The organism is Pseudomonas sp. GW821-FHT11D10 (assembly GCF_058808435.1).
This window is the reverse complement of sequence record NZ_JBXARR010000001.1, coordinates 88,538-103,822: the sequence shown is the minus strand read 5'-3', so window position 1 is coordinate 103,822 and position 15,285 is coordinate 88,538. Positions and strand designations below refer to the sequence as shown.

Genomic DNA, 15,285 nt, shown 5'->3' with positions numbered 1-15,285 from the left:
GCAATAACTATTTATTTTATGTATTCCAATATTCAATCTTTCGACTGCCAGGTACACCGTCGAACAGCAGGCTTTTGAACTAATTCTCCGCTGCCTTGAACGTTAGGCTGAACCTTCCTGACTTATTCAAGGCTGTACCCATGACCGCAACAACTGAATACAAAGGGCAACATTACGAATTAATCAAATCGCGGATCGATCCGGTATTTATCGATATGCAGCCGCACCACGGCGAAGCGTTGAAAAAGATCAAACCCCGCCGTGAGCCATGGATGACGTCGCAACTGGCCCGAGTCAACAAAAACGCCTGGTCAGCCCGAAACAGCGCCGACAAGACACTGACTCGACTGAAAGACATTCACTCGTTTGCCGCACCACTGCTGAAGGCCCGTTTGCGGGAAAAAACCGGCATCGACGTCGATATCGAGAGAACGGTTCTGATGCTGTATCGCGAAGCCAGATCGCCTTGGTACGTGATAGAAACGTTGAGTGGTTCAACCACAAGAAAAGTGTCACTGCTCGAAGCCGCGTTGAACAACTTTTCCTATAACGAAACTTACGCGTCGAACTCCACGTTTCTCGTCAGAAGAGAACATGTGAGCGATCAGTACGATATTTCACCACTTGATCGAATGATGACCGTTGCCCAGTTCCAGACCCTGTGTCGGGAACTGGATGTCGGCAGGCTTTATCAAGCGCACCTGCAGGAAATGCTGTTGAACGAGGAACCAGTGGCGCGCAGCCATGTGCAGTCACTGGTTTTGCAGAGTCACAAGGCCACGCTGCAGGCAGCCGCGCATATGGCATTGGCACGAAAGGAGATCAGCCGCGAAGGCTTTCAACTGATCCGTACGCTGCTCGATGGCCGCGTGGCGCTCAAGCTCGGCCAGCAGCCGATGCAGGCCTGCGAGCTGAACATCATGGATCTGAAGATGACCGGCATCCTGATCCTGCGTCCCGATCCCGCTCAGCCGCAGCATTCCTCGCGGGTCATCGCCTACGTTCCGCACGACCCCGAACACCCGTTGAAGGAGTACGACTCCCACCTCGCCTTTCTCAAGGAACTGTCTCGTCAGTTGCAGAGGAACGAAACCCTGGCCTCCACCAGTGGCAATTACTGGCAGTTCTTCAGCCAGTTCGTCGATCACCATGAGCGCGGGCACTTTTTCGCCGATCTCAAACAGCGTCTGACGCATGTGAAATGGTATCCACACGAACGCGGAGACTCGCGTCCGTCCTGGCACGAAACACCGGTCAGCAACCCGAACCTGCAATACGGCGCAACAGCCATCACCGGACCACTGTGGGAATCTCTCTATCAGCGCCAGCTCGACAAGATCCTCAACGATGCACGCAACATTGCCGTGCCTACCGCCGAAGCGGACAAGAGCGCGCGCGCAGACTGGTGGGCGAACGTCTTCAAGATTGTCCAGGACATCCTGAACGTAGCGGTAATGGTGGCTGCGCCCTTCGTGCCTGTCGTCGGCCTGTCAATGCTCGGCTACACCGCATGGCAATTGACCAACGAGGTCATCGAAGGTGTGGTGGATCTGACGCTGGCCCATTGGGAAGAGGCCGCGGAGCATGTGGTGGGGGTGGTCAACGATGTTCTGCAACTGGCGGCTTTTGCCATTGGCGGCGTCATCGCCAAGCCGTTGTTGCTGAAGCTGTCTCCGTTGATTGAAAACATGAAAGCGGTGCGTTCGTTCGATGGCCGCACGCGCTTGTGGCACCCGGATCTCAAACCGTACGAGCAGTCCCAACTGACGCCGCCGGGTGGCTCAAGGCCGAATGACCTGGGTCTGCATCAACATGCAGGCAAATCTGTACTGCCGCTGGAGGGCAGGCACTATGCGGTCAGGCTCGATCGCAACAGTGGCCACTATCGTGTCGAGCACCCTTCCCGAACGCAGGCTTATTCACCACGACTGCAGCACAACGGCCGGGGGGCCTGGACTCACGAGGCCGAGTCCCCCCATGAGTGGGAAGGCGCGCGCCTGATGCGCCGAATGGGTCACCCGGTCGACGGTTTGAGTGACGCCGAGCTGGAACGAATACGCCGCGTCAGTGGCACGCCGTTCGACTCGCTGCGCCGGATGCATGTGGAAAACAGCCCGCCACCGCCGTTGCTGGACGATACGCTCACCCGCTTCAAGACCTGGCAGGAAGCCAAAAACGTCGGCGAACTCATTCGTACCGGACAGCCGCTCTATCCCGAATCGCACTGGATTGACCGGATAGTCCCTGACATGCCGGGCTGGCCTGCCGACAAGGCCCTGAAGGTCTGGCAAAACAACGATCTGACCGGTGCTTACAGGCAATACGGCAACCCTCGGGCATCTTCCCGTCAGACATTGTCCATCGGCATTGCCGATGTAATGGACAACAAACTCCCTGAGCGGCTGGTGGACTTTCTCGACGACGCCGACACGCAATCCCTGCTTGGCGGGAACTACCCGAAAGCCCAACGGGTGCAAGTGTTGCGCAACCAGTTGGCCGAGCTCGCGGTTACCCGGCGAACGGAGATTTTCGAGTATCAGTACAACTTCAAGAATCGCACGCCCGATACCGGGGCCCAGTTGATCCAGCGCCACTTTCCGCGGTTGCCTGCACGGCTCGCCGAATCGGTGGCAGGCGAGGCGACAGCTGCCGAACACCGCATCATGACCGACCAGCAACGCATCCCGCTGCGCCTGAAGAGTCAGGCTCGCGAAATCGAATTCGAGGTTCTGGCGACCCGGGCCAATGAGGGCGTGCATGATCCGGCACTGCTGATACCCGACACCGAACGCCTCGCCCTGAATGCCTTGAAGGTCCACACCGACACTTACCAGGACTGGCGCATCGAGGTGCGCGAAGGCACGGACGACGGCCAGCTGCGCTGCAGCGCGGGCCCTGATGCTGCCACCATGGTGCGCAGGCTGATCAGGGACGAACACGGCCGCTATGAGGTGCATGACGCAAATCACAACAGACTGCACGAGGCTGCAAATTTCTACGACGCCGTACTGTCAGCCATCCCCGCAACCAAGCTCAGGGCGCTGGGTTATCGCATCGGTGAGGGGCAAATGTTCAGGCAATGGGTGATGGACATGAGCGAGACGCCGGCCGAACGCAGGACATTGCTGGCCCGCCCCTTCGTCCACCCATTCATCCCGCTGGAAACGGAACTGCTGGTGCGCGGCCCGAGGCTGTCCAAGGCGCCGCTGACCGTGGAAGAGAAAGTCAGAAATCTCTACCCGCATTTCAGCGAAACAGAAGTGACGGCGTTCACCCGGTCATTGCACTCCACGGGAGATGCGCACTGGAAAATCGCGCGGCTTGAAAGTGAACTCAAGACGTTGAAGGAAAAACTGGAAGCCTGGAGACAGAGCTACCTGAGCAGTTGGGACGCCGACAACCCTGATGCCAACCTGCCCCGTGCCTATCATGACTTTCAGCACAAAGGCGGTCGATTCATCGCCGACCGCCTGCTGGAGTGTTTCAAACGCAGATCCGAGGTGTTCCAGGAGCGCAGCACCAGCCTTGAGAGCGGGTACGCGCTGGACCTGTCGAAAGAGATGCTGCCCCATGACCTTCAACATTGGTGGGAGCAGTTGCCCGACGAACTCAAACCCTGGCTCGATCAGGTCACGACACTGAACCTGGACGGTCAGGGGTTCTCCTCGGCCTCGAACGGGCTGTTGAAGGATTTCCCTCAGCTGCGGCATCTGAGTGCCAGACATTGCGGTCTCAAGACCCTGCCGGCCAGCGTCGGTCAGATGCTGCGTCTGGAAACCCTGCGTCTGAGCGACAACCAGCTGCAACTGACACCCACCAATGCGCAGCAATTGAACACGCTGACACGCCTGGAAATCCTGAGACTGGACAACAATCCCGTCAGCATGCCCCTGTCGGTCGGGCGCATGCCAAGGTTGCGAATCCTGAGCCTGATCAATACGCAGATCGACGCCTGGCCGCTGGGCCTGTTCGATGTGCCCCGCCCCCGAGGGTTCTTTCTCGATCTGGGCAACAATCCGCTCAGGTACATCCCCGAAGTGGCGCCCGGTTCCAATGAAGCACGACTGATCGCCCGTACTCGCGTCCATCTGGATCAACTGACCAGAGGAGCCCGCTCCACCTACGAGCAATATCGAAGGTCAGTGGGTATGCGCCCTTCGCAAAGCTACGCGACCATTGCCGAAGATTTGCTGGAGCGATGGCCGGTTTCCGTGGACACCGAACTGGCTGATGAAACGCCCGGCATCGGGGCTCTTCGTCCAGAAGCGTGGCACGAACTGGCAAGCGAGCCTGGTTCCGATGGTTTTTTCAGGGTACTGCAAGACCTGACCCGTTCTGCCGACTACCAACAGGGTGGCGAGGCCCTGGATCAGTTGACCGACCGTGTCTGGCGAATGGTCGACGCCATGGACATCGACACCCGGCTGCGCGAAGAACTGTTCCTGATGTCCACTCATCCCGAAGGTTGCGAAGATGCCGGGGCCCAGCTGTTCAACAGCATGGGAATACGTGTACTGGAATCGGAGGCACGCACCTTTTCCAGCTCTCCCGAGGAGCTTGAACGCCGATTGGTGACACTGGCCAAAGGCGCTGCACGACTCAAGCAAGTGAAAGAGATCGCCCGAGCCGATATCGCCACCCGAGAAGGCGAACCGGACGAAGTTGAAGTCCATCTGGCCTATGAAACCGGTCTGGCCAGACGCCTTGAATTGCCCTGGCAGTCCGAAGCCATGAAATTCCGTCACGTTGCCGGGGTCAGCGATGAAGACATTGATGCCGCCTGCGAAAGCATTCTCGATGATGAAGCCGGTGACGGTCTGATCGACCAGATGCTCGACCAACCCTTCTGGGATCAGTATCTGCGTGAGACCTGGCCGGGAGAGATCGAAGCCAACACTCGTGCGCATCAGGAAAAGGCCGATCTGCTGATCGATTTGCGGGCAGCCCAGGCGAGTTGGGTCGAATCAGCGGATCGTTCACCGCCACTCAGGCGGGCACTCGCCGAACTGGCGCGCAAACTGTCCATACCGGACGCAGTGGTCTTCACGCCGGAAAAAATGAGCCAGAAAACTGACGACGAGTTGCTTGAAGGCATTGGCCGGCAGGAAAAAACGTTGAAACGAAGACTGACTCGCGAGGCCATGGCCCGCGCAAGGATCTGACCCGATCGGAGTCACCCGAAGGCAACCGGACCGGTTGCCTTCGGGGTGGGCGTCAGACCTCTGAATCCCAGATCACCGTGACATTGCCGGCGTAACGTCTGGCCTGGCCGGGCTGCAGCATCTGTTCGACGTAGTCCCTGGGTATTTCGAAATGCAACGTGCCCGCGGTCCGGTCCAGAAACCGGTCCGGTTGAAAGCCCGGTGCATTCGGGCTGGAGGTCAGCGGTCGACGGCGCACCGGCTGGCCTGCATCGTCGGTGATACTGTCGGGCAGGCTGACGCTCACGAACACCTGTGCATCGGCTCCTCCGCCCTCCGTATCCCGTAACCCGCAGGACTGCGCGCCGCCGTACTGGCATTCGACAAACATCTTGAACCGCGACGACGACGAAATGTTGAAGGTCTGGTCGCGAAACAATCGCACCGGTTTGCGCCCCTGTTGCAGCCAGGCCTGCCAGCCGCCTTGCGGCACCAGTACGACCTTGTTACCGCCGGGGGGGATGTCGACCTTGAGCACATGCTGCACATCCAGCACGAACCTGAAGGTCACGGCCGAATTGTCCGGCAACAGATTGTCGCCGGTGTCGATGTCCATACCGGGACCGACGCCATAAGTCAGTGCGCCGGTGTACAGGCCGGCCGACATCTGCAGCGGGTTCGGCGTACGCAGCTCATAGGCCACATCCAGATAACCGTAAGACATCCACGGAATCATGAATGCCGTCTGTTTGGCGCACGTCCCTTCGGCAGGAGTTTTCCAGAAGAAACGGTAGAAGTCCGGTCCGTAGGATGACATCGCTGCGCCGCGGCAAGGTAACGGCGCAAATCCCCAACTGGTTCCCCACAGTTTGTGGTGCGCCTGCTGATCGTTGGCTTCACCCGTCAGGTTGACCGCCGTGTCGCTCAGCACGTACTGGGAACCGAATCCTCCAATACGCATTTCCACCGTCGCCGACTCACCCGTGAACACATTGGTGACCACCAGACTGCGCCATTGTGCGGGCATGCTGAACATCGCACCGTTGCGCTCGGACGCCCCTGGTTCGACCGCCTGAACCGAGGCGAAACGCAACGGCAGCCTGACTCCGGACAAAGGTTTGCAATCGTTGGGGTATGTACCGCAATAACCGCTCTGGGGCGTCTGGTTGATGAAAGTGTTGGTCTGTGGATTGGCCGGATCGGGAATGTAGACTGCACGGATTTCCTGAGACACTCCGTACGCGGCGCTCGACAGCAACCACCCGCATACCCCGCCCCACCCAATTGCCTGATTGAATCTGTGGATCTTTCGCAACCCTGAAACCATTACCAGCTCCTTGCTCAGCAATCGGTCTGTTGTTTTTCAAGCGTTCAACCCGCCGGGGCCGCCACGTTGAAAATGATGTTGACGCTGCCGTAGTAGTCTCCCGGCGTATACCCGTCCGGGTGCACACGGGGTTCGATTTCAAGGCTCACCCGCTTGCCCGCCACCGCCTCCTCGCGGGACACGACCTGACGCGGTACCGGGTTGTGGTTCAGTTCGACGCCGTTGAAGGTGACGCGCAGGCTGATGTCATCCCGCGAGTCCTGGCCGCTGGAGAGAATGGCGAAACTTTCGAGACGGGCTTCGATGGCGCTGCTGTCGGTGCGCACATCGAAGTTCTTGCGCAAACCACCCAGGGTGGACGTCCTCAGGTCCCAGGGCAGCGTCTGCTGATGATGGATCCAGTCCGATTCGCTGGGTATCACATAAAACTCCAGGGTCGGAATGTCCACCGAGACTTCAAAGATGTGTTTCTCCTGCGCCGCGAAAACGCCTCCGGACATCGGCGTCGAAACGCCCACGGACACGGCAATGACCGCTTGCTTGATCATGTCACTTCCCTTTGTATCGATAAAAAGCCGCCTCCCTGGCGGCTTTGTGGCAGGTGTTGACTGCGACCTTTCATGTTCCGTAAACGAAGAACGGACGCCGGTCGTCACCACTTATTCGCCTGGGGCCCTGGCGTTGAACAGCACCAGGACGTTGCCGACGTATTCGCCGGTCTTGTAACCGCCCACCGGGGTGATCGGGTCTATCTCCAGCGGAACACGCTTGCCTGTCGCGGCCTCCTCTTTTGACAGCACCTGACGAAATGTCGGATCGGCACTCAGCTCTACATTGTTGAAGCGCACGCGCAGGTCGATATTTTCGCCAGGCCTGCCATTGGACAGGTACGGCGCACTTTCCAGGCGAGCCTCGATGGCACTGGTGTCATGCCGCACTTCGAAGTTCTTGCTGAAGCCGCCGAGGGTCGAATCCGGGTAGTTCCAGAGCAGAACCTGAGGCTGATGAATCCAGTCCGGCTCCGTAGGCATGATGTAAAACGATCGGCTGGGGATCGTCAGCGTAACTTCGAACTGCAGCGTTTCTCGCGCGGCCCAGGCCGAGGTGTCGACCCATGCGCTGATTGCCGCCAGAGCGGCGGCTATGCATTGTCTGTTCATCGGAGGTTCCGTGTGTCAGCGACTGACTATCTTGAGATCCTGCTTGCGCTCGCCTTCGACGAGCTTGAAGCGGTATTCGCGGCCTTTTTCCTTATCGAAACCGAACGTGCGGCCGGCCATGACGTGGTGTTTGACGGTCGCACCACAATCGGTCTCCTTGTCCAGCGAGCAGCTCTTGAACTCGTCGACCACCACCACCGTGTTGCCGTTGTTGCGCACTTCATACCGACTACCGGTGTCATTGAGGACGGTGTCGTAGCGGGCATCATTCGGGCGTACGAAAAACACCGTGCCGAATCCGGTCATCACATTGACGCCGGCCGACAGCGTCTTCTTGTAGTCTTCGCGCTCCTCGCTGGAAATCACGAAGTCGTCCTCCTTCTCCGGCACCACCGGCACGAATCGCACCCGGAAATAGCGCTCACGATCGCGCTCGCCCATGTACAGCAAGCGCGTACCCTGCATACCCTGGGCCGGGATGATCAGCCGTGCCGGGCTGGCCATCAGGCCGTTGCGCGACGCACCATCAGCGGCATTGGTGACCGGGATTTCCTTGGGCTGACCGTCGCTGTCGTAAACGATCTCCAGCACGTTGACCTTGACGAACGCAGTGCTGTCGCCACTGTTGAACACCCGTTTCAGGTAGGTGCTCTTCTCGCCGTCCAGGTAGTCGTACACCGTCCCCACATTGATCTGCGGCCCGGCGTTGGCCGTCGTCCAGAACATCGCGCACAGCAACAGAAAAAACAATCGTGTCATCGTTTCAACCTCATGAGAAACCGGAATGGCCGCGTGTCGGGCACTCATACTTCCGAATCGAAAATGATCGTGGCGTTGCCCGTCAGCGTGCCGTTCATGCCGGGCCTGAGAAAATCCATGAATCGGGGGGAAATGAAGAAGCGCAGCATTCCCTGCTTGCGGTCGATGTACCGGCTGGGTTCGAACGGCCCGATCCACAGGTTATGAACCAGAGTGCCGAACCAGCCGTCGTGATTGCCCGGGCCGACAACGCCCGGTGGCATCGTGAGTCGTACCTGAAACTTGGAATAGCCCACCTGGTTATTACCGATGTCGCAGTCCGAACCGCCCAGCGAACTGCATTGCAACATCACCTTGAAGCGCGATGACGAGGAAATGAAAAACGGTTGGTCGCGAAAAATCGAGGTCGGTCTTTGACCGCTGTCGATCCAGCGTTGCCAACCTCCTGCGGGCTCCAGCGCAATCTTGTTTCCACCGGGCGGAAGGTCGACTTTCAACGTGTGTTGCACGTCCAGAACAAAGTCCAGTGTCAGATTGCTGTCATCCGGCACCATCATCGAGCCCATCTGAAAATCACCGGTGGGACCGAGGGTGTAGGACAGCGATCCGGTGTACAGCCCGGAAGACATGGACAGAGGATTGGGTGTGCGCAATTCGTAGGCAAAATCGAGGGTGTCGAAGGACATCGACGGAATACGGAACGCAGCCACTTTGGTACAGGCGGCCTCTACGGGCGCTTTCCAGAAAAACCTGTAGCTCGCCGGGGTGTAGCCCCCCACTCCGCTGTATTCACAGGGGGACGGAGCATAGACCCAACTGTTGTTCGTCCAGAGTTTCTGATGACCTTCGAGGATGTCCGTCACCCCCACAAGACTGGCAGCCGAATCGCTCAGGAAAAAGTTGGACCCGATACCGATGATTCGCACTTCAACGGTTTCGGTTTCCTGTGTGTCCTGGTTCGTGACCGTCAAACGCCGCCAATTGGCCGGTGCCCTCACGCCCAAATCATCGCCAGGCGCAATGGCGCGTGTGGATTCGAACCGCACCGGAATCTGAATGCTGAACATGTTGTTCGCGGAGCACTGATCCGGGTAGTTCGCGCAATAACCACTGTTCGGCGTTTTGTTGGCGAACACATTTTTGTTCGGCTGCGAGGAATCGGGCTGGAACAGCGCCCGGATTTCCTGATTGACCGCCTCGGCCGAAGGCAGGCTCAGCGCGGCCAGCAGGCCCAGCCAGTACGGAGATCTTTTCATGGTCTCAACCCGCCTTCTGTTCGGTGGACGTGAGATCGGCCAGGGTGTCCGGCGTGCAACGCAGGTCGCCGATCATCAGCACGCTGTTTTCACTTCGGTGGTCTTTTTCGTTGAGGCGGAACTGGCACAGCAGGTTGTTATCGCGGCGCACTTCGAGGGTCGGGGAGCCGGCGTTCATTTCCATCGAGAAGAACCCGTCGACTTCCGTGACCCCGCGACTGGCGTGATTGATCACGTGATGGCCCTTGAGCGGCCGGCCCTGTTCATCGATCAGGCGGCCGAGCACGGTCAGGGTTCTCATCACCCGAATCTGCCGGTAATCCACGCCGCCCTTGTTCAGGTGATAACGGGTGCGCGGCGGGACGATGGTCGCGGCGGGCACATGGTTGCCCTCGAAGTCGAAACTCACGGAGCTGTTCTGGTACGCGGTCAACGGGATGAAGTTACGCCCCGGCTTCAAGGCCGCACCGCCACCACTGAGGTCATCGGCCCGCAGGACGATTCCGTCGATGTCCGACTCAACGTCGACAATCATGCCGGCGCCGCGCATCTCGTATTCACTGGTCATCAGCATCTTCTGTCCGCCCACCACCAGGGTGCTGTCGAGGTTGAGGCCACCGGTAAAATTGTTGTTGTAGGACGAACGCTGGACGAAACCGTCGCCATTGACCGTGTCGGTGCGGAAATTGGCCAGGCTCGACAGGCCCATGCCGTAGGTATCGCTCAGCGCGGTGACCGAGACGTTTTGCAGCACGTGTTCCTTGAAGTCCTGGCGCCACCCCAGAGAAGCATTGTTGTCACGACCGCCGTCACGATCGGTGCGAGAGCCGATGCTGCCGGTCAACTGCTGGCCCGGAGCGCCGATGGCCAGGTTCAGGCTCAGGTCAACGCCACGGCTGCGGTCATCTCCACTGCTGAAACTGCCAGGACGATCGAACAGCGACAGGCGCCAGTTGGCATCGTTGCCGAACAGTACCGCGCGCCGGTTCCAGCCCAGATCGATACCGACGCCTTCGACGTTCCCTTCGCTGTGAGAAACCCGGGCGTTGAGGGAGTTGCGCTGATCGACCCGATGGTTGATCGCCAGCGACGAGTTGCTGGTCTGGCCGACGAACACGTTGCGTTGTCGCACACGGGTGCCGTCAGGCAGGGTGTCGTAGAGATTGGTGGTGTCCAGCCAGCTGCGAGTGTGGCTGAGGATCAGGCTGCCGGCGCCATAGTTGTACAGACTTTGCAGATCCAGTCCCGTGCCGTAGTCCCGGGTCTGGTAGACGTTGGCATACAGGCTGAGGTGATTGGCCAGGGTCCAGTCGATGGACGTGCCGTATTGCAGTTTTTCCCGGATCTGTCTTGCCGACAATCCGAGAATCACCCGCGGATGCGACAGGTAGTTGATCGACGCTCCCGCCGTAGGACTGCCGCTGGCCTGTTGATCCCAGTTGCTGAGCAGTTTGCTCTCTTCACCGGCGAACAGGTTGTAGCGCCAGCGCTCGTCGAGGTTGCGCCAGTTGTTCGGTTTGTAGACCAGTTCCTGTGTGCTGGATGTTATCTGCCCGTCTTCGACCAGCCGCACTTCCACTTCATAAATGCCGCCAGGCAGTGGCCGGGTATCCAGGGTCTGCAATCCGGCAGGCACCGACTGGGTATTGATCAGCAGGCCGTCGCGATAGATCTCCACCGAACCCTGACGGTTGGCGGTGACATAAATCGGGTAGACGCTGGGCATCGCATTGTTGATGGCCAGGCTGTCGGAGCTGCCGTACATCACGCCGACCGCCGTGTCGGGGCTGGTGCCAAACGTACGCGGCTGGCGGGTCAGGCCTTCGGAATTGGGGGTGAAATAGCCCAGGCGAAAAAAGCTGCCTTGCAGCTCGCGCTGGGTGTAAAGCTCATGCACGGCGTGGTAAAGCTTGTCGTCGGGGCCGCCCATGCGTGCCAGTTGCATGTTGAACGCCTGGCTCCAGTTGCCCAGGCTGCCGCTGGCCTCCAGGCCAAAGCGTCCGCCCAGGTCCTGATCCTGGCCACCATTGAGATTGAGCTGGTTGCGCACCATCAGACCGCTGCTGCCTTCCACAGGCTGGTCGTGATAACGCTTGGCCTCAAATCCGCGCTCGGCATTACGGGTGAGGATCGAGACCAGGGAGCTTTCCAGGTTGTAGTGCACCGCCAGCACGTCATCGGGACAAGACCCGGAGCAATCTCCCAATGGAACACCTGGCTTGAGGAAAGCAGCCCACTTTTCCCGCTCGGCGGGGCCGTAGCGGTTTTCGCTGGTATCGGTGAATTCGAGCAGAGTGATGCGATCATCACGCGACAGCACCACCAGGGCCTCGCCCAGAGGTTGTTGATCAAGCTCGACCCGCACCGCCAGGGGTACGTCGAAGAAATGCTCCTCGAAATCCGCCGGCAAACCTTTGGCTTGCGCCAGCAGACTGCGGGGTGTCGTACCCGCAGGAGCAGGGGCCGCCATCGCACCGGCACAAAACAGCAGCGCAAGCGCGACTGCGATGGGTGTCATCGGGAACATGAACTCTTACTCTGATTTCGAACGGGGTAAGGTCCGGCGGGACAATCGGGGAGTGTTTGTCCCGCCGGGAAACGCTACTGGACAGTGAGCGCGAAACGCTTGATCAACGCGAACCACCAACTGGAGGCACGGCGTCGAAGGTCATCGCGACAGTTCCGGTGTAGTCACCCGGGTTGAACGTGGTGCCCTTGGCGCTGATCTTCAGCGGTGCACGGTAGTTCACGTCGGATTCGGATTCGCCCACGACCATTTGCGGAGTCTGGGTCAGTACCTTGTTGTTGAATGCCACTTCCAGAGGAATGACTTCATTTCCGTAGATCAACTGCGGAACACTTTCCAGGCTGGCATGAACCGATCCGTTATTGTTGCGGACATCGAAGAAACCATTGACATCGCGCATCTTGCCGGTACTTGGCTGATAGCTCATGTCCTGATCCTTGTTAACCAGATCCGCATCGGTCGGCACCACGTAGAATCCGTTGGTCGGCACGTGAGCAATGAGGCTGATGGAGTGACGCGCTTCACCGGCGGCGAACGTTACGGAAGAGCCGAGGGCCAGAGCGGCGAGGGAAGCGGTGATTGCGATTTTCTTGAACATCGGTCAGTACCTGTTTTCTTTTAAGGAATCGAAACATTGAAGTTCATGTCATACCGGCCGATAAGGCCTGAAACCATGAAAGTTCAACGCCGGGGCATGATCGACTCTTGAACCAAGAATGTAAGCAGGCAACTTCCCACGAACGCGTAGTTAAACAACCTCGCAGCTTGAAAGAAAAAATATCAAAATCAAGAAATATGAAACAGTGACTGTAAGCAACAACCTACCGACAGTTAAAAAGTAAAAACATTACAGCACTTTCAACAATACAAAGCGCCACTTTTTTCTATTTTTAGAATATAAGCTCGATCATCAATAGAGTGATAGCTTTAACTTTAAGGTTATTTCTTTATCGAATGAAAAATGACTCGAACTCATTGAAAAACCGGAGCCCACCTCCCCCACCACTCGTCAGCTGCCATTTCCTCTCAGGCAAAAAGGCCTTGCCCGGCCACAAAGATATATCTTAAGTTGTATCTAAACACGACGAGAGAAGACTGAAATGAGAGACCATCATTCCCCCCACCGCGACCACGGCGACAGTCGTGACGGCTTCGAAAAACGCCACGGCCGCGAGCGCGGCGGTCGCGGCCCACGGGTCTTTGCCCCGGGCGACCTGAAATTGCTGCTGCTGGCGCTGATCGCCGAACAGCCGTGCCACGGCTACGACCTGATCCGCCAGATCGAAACCATGTTCGATGGCGCCTACAGCCCCAGCCCCGGCGTGATCTACCCGACCCTGACATTCCTCGAAGAGAGCGAAATGATCACCGGCGACGCCGAAGGCGGCAAAAAGCGCTACGCGGTGACCGATGCCGGCCGCCAATCCCTCAGCGAACAAGCGGTGGCGCTGGACGGCGTGCGCATGCGCATCGACGTCAGCAAGCGCTCGTTGCGCGGCCACGACCGGCCGCCGGAAATCCATGAAGCGGTGCACAACCTGCGCCACGCCTTGCAGATGCACCACGGGCGCTGGAGCCCGGAAGAAATCCTGCGGGTGCGCGACCTGCTCAACGACACCGCCAAAGCCATCGTCGACGGCCCCGCCGTTCAATCTGCCCCGGAGAAAGCCGAATGACTGAAGTCGATACCCAAACCATTCACCGCGTCATGCATGAAATCAAACGTCGTCGCCTGGAAGTGTTGCGGGTGTTCGACCTGACCCCGCGCATGCGCCGCATCACCCTCGGCGGGCCGGAACTGGCCGGGTTCATCAGCCTGGGCACCGACGATCACGTCAAGCTGCTGTTCCCGCAGAACGCCGAACAGGCCGCCGCGCTGGAAACCCTGGTGCTCGGCGCCGGCAAGAGTGATGTGCCGATGCCCGAAATGCGCGACTACACCCCGCGTCGTTATGACCTCGACAAGCTTGAACTGGACATCGACTTCGTCCTGCATGGCGACGGCCCTGCCTCGACCTGGGCCGAACAGGCCAAACCGGGGCAGTTCCTGCACATCGGCGGCCCGCGTGGCTCGATGATCGTGCCGGACATCTTCGACAGCTATCTGTTGATCGGCGACGAAACCGCCCTGCCTGCCATCGCCCGCCGACTTGAAGGTCTGGCAGCCAATCGCAAGGCGTTGGTGGTGATCGAGGTGGAAAACGGCAAGGAGCAACAAACGCTGGAAAGCGCGGCGCAGGTCAATGTGATCTGGGTTTTGCGCGAGGGTGGCAAAGACAACCTGCTGACCACCGTCAAACAATTGCAGGTGCCCAAGGGCAATCTGTATGCATGGGTGGCGACCGAGACCAAGGTTTCGCGGCAGATCCGCCGGGTACTGCTCGATGAGCACGGGCTGGACGAGCAGTTCGTCAAAGCCGTCGGCTACTGGCGTGCCGAGGGCTCCGAAGAAGAGTAAATGCGCGCGGCGGCGCTGTTAACGGCGCCGCCCCTGCCAGCGATCAACCCCAATCACCAGCAACGCAATCAGCACAAACCCCAGCAGAATCCCCCCGGCATTGATGAACACCTGTGGATAACCCAGCAGCGCCACGTCAATGAACGGATAGGCGTAAGCCCCCAGCAAATGCCCGCGCAGCAGCGCATAGGCGAAGTACACCAGCGGATAGATCAGCCACAGCGGCAGGTACTTCATACGCAAAGTGCCCTTCGGCACACACAACCACCAATACGCCAGAAACAGCAGCGGCATCACGTCGTGGAGCAATTCGTCGGCGATAAACTGCCAGCCCTGCGGATGCCACAGATGTCTCAGCAGAATGCTGTAGGCCAGGCCGACCACGGCAATGCTGACGGCAATCCCGCTACTGACCCACGGCTGCAAAAACCAGCGCCGTGCAGCGGATTCGCGATCGGTCACCGCGCAGGTCAGCACCACCGCCACCAAAGTGTTGGTGATCACGGTGAAGTAACTGAAGAAACTCACCAGCCCGCCCAGCAGACTGGCGCCGACACTCAAGCGTGCGAAGAAAATCAGGTACAGCTGAATTCCCAGCCCGGCCCAGCCCAGCACCGCGGCAGAAGTGATCAGGCGTCGCCGCAGCTCGGCGTTCAT

General features: G+C 59.0%; 11 protein-coding genes. 3 read left to right on the top strand and 8 right to left on the bottom strand.

All coding sequences use genetic code 11. From position 1 onward, the window contains the following. Positions 1-140 precede the first annotated feature (140 nt). Positions 141-5,162 carry an NEL-type E3 ubiquitin ligase domain-containing protein gene (locus AC1RT4_RS00490; RefSeq protein WP_493082823.1) on the top strand — a complete coding sequence of 1,674 codons (5,022 nt, stop codon included), beginning with the start codon at positions 141-143 and terminating at the stop codon, positions 5,160-5,162. 52 nt (positions 5,163-5,214) lie between these two features. Here AC1RT4_RS00490 and AC1RT4_RS00485 read toward each other — a convergent pair whose 3' ends face one another. The 7 genes from AC1RT4_RS00485 to AC1RT4_RS00455 form a co-directional block, all read right to left on the bottom strand. Next, entirely contained in the window at positions 5,215-6,375 is a 1,161-nt protein-coding gene (locus AC1RT4_RS00485) for a hypothetical protein (RefSeq protein ID WP_493082821.1), read from the bottom strand. 137 nt (positions 6,376-6,512) lie between these two features. Further along, the gene (locus AC1RT4_RS00480; RefSeq protein ID WP_102620797.1) at positions 6,513-7,016 is read right to left on the bottom strand and encodes a CS1 type fimbrial major subunit; all 504 of its coding nucleotides are present in this window, start codon (positions 7,014-7,016) and stop codon (positions 6,513-6,515) included. A gap of 111 nt (positions 7,017-7,127) precedes the next feature. Next, positions 7,128-7,628: a CS1 type fimbrial major subunit gene (locus tag AC1RT4_RS00475; protein ID WP_493082819.1), complete on the bottom strand. Its 501-nt coding sequence runs from the start codon at positions 7,626-7,628 to the stop codon at positions 7,128-7,130. Positions 7,629-7,643: 15 nt separating this feature from the next. Beyond that, positions 7,644-8,387: a molecular chaperone gene (locus AC1RT4_RS00470; RefSeq protein ID WP_493082817.1), complete on the bottom strand. Its 744-nt coding sequence runs from the start codon at positions 8,385-8,387 to the stop codon at positions 7,644-7,646. A 44-nt stretch (positions 8,388-8,431) separates the two neighbouring features. Then, the gene (locus AC1RT4_RS00465; protein ID WP_493082815.1) at positions 8,432-9,643 is read right to left on the bottom strand and encodes a hypothetical protein; all 1,212 of its coding nucleotides are present in this window, start codon (positions 9,641-9,643) and stop codon (positions 8,432-8,434) included. A 4-nt stretch (positions 9,644-9,647) separates the two neighbouring features. Beyond that, positions 9,648-12,170 carry a TcfC E-set like domain-containing protein gene (locus tag AC1RT4_RS00460; RefSeq protein ID WP_493082813.1) on the bottom strand — a complete coding sequence of 841 codons (2,523 nt, stop codon included), beginning with the start codon at positions 12,168-12,170 and terminating at the stop codon, positions 9,648-9,650. A gap of 103 nt (positions 12,171-12,273) precedes the next feature. Continuing rightward, positions 12,274-12,768: a CS1 type fimbrial major subunit gene (locus AC1RT4_RS00455; RefSeq protein ID WP_493082811.1), complete on the bottom strand. Its 495-nt coding sequence runs from the start codon at positions 12,766-12,768 to the stop codon at positions 12,274-12,276. A gap of 502 nt (positions 12,769-13,270) precedes the next feature. On the opposite strand from AC1RT4_RS00455, the gene AC1RT4_RS00450 reads away from it, so the two are divergent. Next, positions 13,271-13,846 (top strand): PadR family transcriptional regulator, encoded by a 576-nt coding sequence (locus tag AC1RT4_RS00450; protein ID WP_011335784.1) that lies wholly within the window; start codon positions 13,271-13,273, stop codon positions 13,844-13,846. Beyond that, positions 13,843-14,628 (top strand): siderophore-interacting protein, encoded by a 786-nt coding sequence (locus tag AC1RT4_RS00445; protein ID WP_493082808.1) that lies wholly within the window; start codon positions 13,843-13,845, stop codon positions 14,626-14,628. The genes AC1RT4_RS00450 and AC1RT4_RS00445 overlap by 4 nt, the downstream gene beginning before the upstream one ends. 18 nt (positions 14,629-14,646) lie before the next feature. Here the strand turns inward: AC1RT4_RS00445 and AC1RT4_RS00440 are convergent, their stop codons facing one another. Beyond that, complete coding sequence (locus AC1RT4_RS00440) at positions 14,647-15,285, bottom strand: Pr6Pr family membrane protein (RefSeq protein WP_493082806.1); 639 nt, start codon at positions 15,283-15,285, stop codon at positions 14,647-14,649.